Genomic DNA, 3,612 nt, shown 5'->3' with positions numbered 1-3,612 from the left:
ATGTGCGTCCCAAGCTGGCCTTTATCCCGACCGGAACGACCAATGACTATGCGCGAGCTCTGAAGATTCCGATGGGGGATCCGGTAGCTGCTGCCCGCATTATTGAGAAAAACCAAACGATTCAGATGGATATCGGCCGGGCTTATGGCAGCAAATACTTTATCAATATTGCTGCTGCAGGTACCCTAACGGAGCTGACTTACAGTGTTCCTAGTGAAGTCAAATCCCGTCTGGGTTATCTGGCTTATGTCGCAGAAGGGGCTAAAATGCTGCCTCGCTCCAAATCTCGTAAGGTACGGATTGAGCATGATCATGGTGTTTTTGAGGGCAAGGTTTCGCTTGTCTTTGTAGCCTTGACTAACTCTATTGGTGGTTTTGAAAAACTAGCTCCAGATACAAAATTCGATGATGGGAATTTTACCTTGATTGTAGTAAAAACGGCTAAGTTATTTGATATGCTTAGCTTGATTATACAAGCAATTAATGGTGGACAGCATGTGACGGATACCAAGGTTGAATATCTTAAAACCAGCAAATTGAAGCTAGAAGTATTGGACAAAAAAGCACCGTTTATGCTGAATCTAGATGGGGAGTATGGTGGCGATACGCCAGTAGAGCTCGAAGTTTTGCATAATCATCTGGAATTTTTTGCAAATATAGACGAAATTGATGAGAATGCTCTTTCGATAGAATAATTTAGAAATGAAGAGATTAATGAAAATGTTAGACTATAAGGTCATTGTTCACTATCATAATCCTAAGGGAGATTACTTTTCTTATGATTTGTGGCAGTGGCAGACAAATAAATGGGGAAAAGAAGCTTCTTTTTCCAAACTTGATTATTTCGGTATTCAAGGAGAACTATCTTTTAAAACTTTGGAGCCTTTGGGGCAAGCCCATGTGATTGTCAAGCGTTCGGACTGGTCCAGCCAGTCTTGTGACTATCATATCGATTTATTGCCTGCTCATTTATCAACAGAAGTATGGCTGATTGAAGGAGACCATCAGGTTTATTATTCCCTTCAGGCGGCTACAACCAGCCACCAATACTCACAGCGCCGCCCTCATAATTTTGATGTGGCTATGCGGTCAGATTATTTTGATGAATGCTGGGGTTACCAAGGTTGGCTTGGTCATCGTCTGCAGGGGCAGACCAACCTGTTTAAAGTCTGGGCTCCAACAGCAAAAAATGTCGAATTGGTAGTCTATGAATCTTCCAGCAATGAAGCAGCCATTTATAAAAAATTCCCTATGAAAAAGGGAGAAACATACTCGCATGATCATACTAAAAATACAATTGGAGTTTGGTTGGTTGACGTGCCAGAGGATCTAGCTGGCAAGGCCTACCATTATCATGTTAGTTTTGAAAATCAACATTTTCATACCCGCGATCCTTATACGATAGCCACTAGTCCAGATGGTAAGCGCTCAGCTATTGTTGCTGAAAAGGACAAGACTGTTCCAGGGTTTAAGGTCTGTCAAGGTAAGAAAGCCACCTGGCGCCTCAAAAATCCTAATCAGGCAGTCATCTATGAGATGCATATTCGGGATTTAACCAAATCCAGCAGTTCTGGGGTAGAAGAGAGCCTGCGAGGAACCTTCTTAGGCGCTTGTCAGACAGGTACTAGGAACCGATTGCGGTACAAGACAGGCTTTGATTATATCTGTGACTTAGGGATCAATGTGGTTCAGCTCCAGCCGATCTCTGACCGTCACAAGGACTATGATGAAAATGGGAAAGTCACTTATAACTGGGGTTATGATCCGCAGAACTACAATGCGCCAGAAATCAGTTTTTCTTCCAATCCAGATGACCCAGGTCAGGCTATTCGAGATTTGAAAACCATGATTCAGGCCTATCACGATGCTGGCATTTCTGTGACCTTGGACGTAGTTTACAACCATATCTATTCAACTTTTGACTCAGCTTTTCAGGCAACTGTTCCCGATTATTACTACCGGATGAATCCCAATGGTTCCTTCCAAAATGGTACCGGTGTCGGCAGTGAGACAGCAAGCGAGCACGAGATGTTCCGCAAATTCATGATTGATTCGCTGCGTTATTGGGTTGAGGAGTTCAATATTGATGGCTTCCGTTTTGATTTGATGGGAATCCATGATGTAGCGACTATGAATGCAATCCGTGAGGAAATGGATAAAATCGATTCGAGGATCTTGCTTTATGGAGAAGGCTGGGATATGGGAACGGGTCTGATGCCACAGGATAAGGCTAAAAAAGACAATGCTTATCAAATGCCGCGGATTGGCTTCTTCAATGATACCGAGCGCGATGCGGTGAAGGGAGCTGAGGTCTATGGCGGGGTGAAAGCAGGCTTTGTCAGCGGCCAGGCGACTGAAGACATTGTAGCCAAGTCTATTTTGGGAAGCAAGGAGTTAGGCTCTTATTGGTTACCAGAGCAGGTACTCAACTATGTTGAAGCCCATGATAATTTCAACTTGCATGACTTACTGACTGAATTGCATCCACACGATGACGTTTTAACAAAATCCAAACGTATTGAACTGGCAACAGCCATGAATTTACTTATGCAGGGCATGGCTTTTATGGAATTAGGTCAAGAGTTCTCACGAAGTAAATTAGTAGCAACAGGTGAAGGCGGAGAAGTGCTGCACAGCGACCGAGAAAGAGCGATGAACAGCTACAATGCCCCGGATGCTGTCAATCAAGTAAACTGGGATTTGCTCAATCATCATCAAAACAGCCTTGAATTTATCAAGCAGATCATTCATCTAAAGACAACTATCAAGGAATTTTCTTATAAGACTTACGCAGATATTTACAAGCATGTCTTTGTCAAATCTGCAAATCAAGGAAGCGGACTACTGATTTTTGAGATTAAGGATGAAAAGCACTATGAAATTATTTTCAACGCCAGTGGCTTGCCTTTCTACCTGTCAAATTCTGATAAGCTTCGTTTGATAGCTGGTAACAGCCGTCATAAAAGACCATTTTATGTTGAAAATCTGACTGCTTCTGTTTTTGAAGTAATTAACTAATGTCAAGATAAGCAAAATGACTATAAAAAAGGTTGAAGAAACCCACTTGTGGCTCCATTCTTCAATCTTTTTTTGATTGGCGGAAAATAAAAAACTCTCCCAAAACATTTTCAACGTTTTGGTGAGAGTTTTGTAGTTTGATAAATACTAAGGAGTAGCAGTTGAACTAGAGGAACTTGAAGAGCTAGAGGAGCTAGAAGAGTCTCCGCTACTCTCTTCCTCACTGCTGGATTGGAATTGTTCAGGGTGCAGTGCTCGATAGCTTGGCGAATTGAATAAGTCAATGGAGGACACACCGCCACGTTTTGAGTAGAGGCTGGTCGATTGCTCTCCTTTTTCCTTCTCGATGGCTTGGAGAGCCTTGAAGGAGTTGATGTAAGAATAGTCCTCGGGATTGACTTTTCCTAGGTCATTGCCCGTGTAGAAGCGGAGCAGGTCCCCTGTCTGAATCGCATCGCTCATCTTCAGCTGGGTATTGGCTGCTGTCCGAATAGCTTCCAGTTCTGCAGTTGTGGATTCGTCGGGAAGGGTAATCTCGTCCCCAGTTTGTGTGTTGTAAATCCGTCCGCTGTAGCTTGTATATTTAGGGGTTAC

General features: G+C 43.1%; 2 protein-coding genes and 1 pseudogene. 2 read left to right on the top strand and 1 reads right to left on the bottom strand.

From position 1 onward, the window contains the following. Both STRDD04_RS02340 and pulA read left to right on the top strand, forming a co-directional pair. Positions 1 to 695: diacylglycerol kinase (locus STRDD04_RS02340; protein ID WP_082757327.1), on the top strand; the 695-nt coding region annotated here is incomplete at its 5' end. A gap of 25 nt (positions 696 to 720) precedes the next feature. Next, complete coding sequence (pulA, locus tag STRDD04_RS02335; RefSeq protein ID WP_062199006.1) at positions 721 to 3,018, top strand: type I pullulanase; 2,298 nt, start codon at positions 721 to 723, stop codon at positions 3,016 to 3,018. A 147-nt stretch (positions 3,019 to 3,165) separates the two neighbouring features. Here pulA and STRDD04_RS11340 read toward each other — a convergent pair. Beyond that, positions 3,166 to 3,612: pseudogene (locus STRDD04_RS11340) on the bottom strand (LTA synthase family protein); the annotation flags it as partial.

This window comes from Streptococcus sp. DD04, assembly GCF_001578725.1.
Lineage (GTDB): Bacteria > Bacillota > Bacilli > Lactobacillales > Streptococcaceae > Streptococcus > Streptococcus sinensis.
Note: the sequence above shows the minus strand (reverse complement) of the source record. Positions and strands in the feature narration are given on the sequence as shown.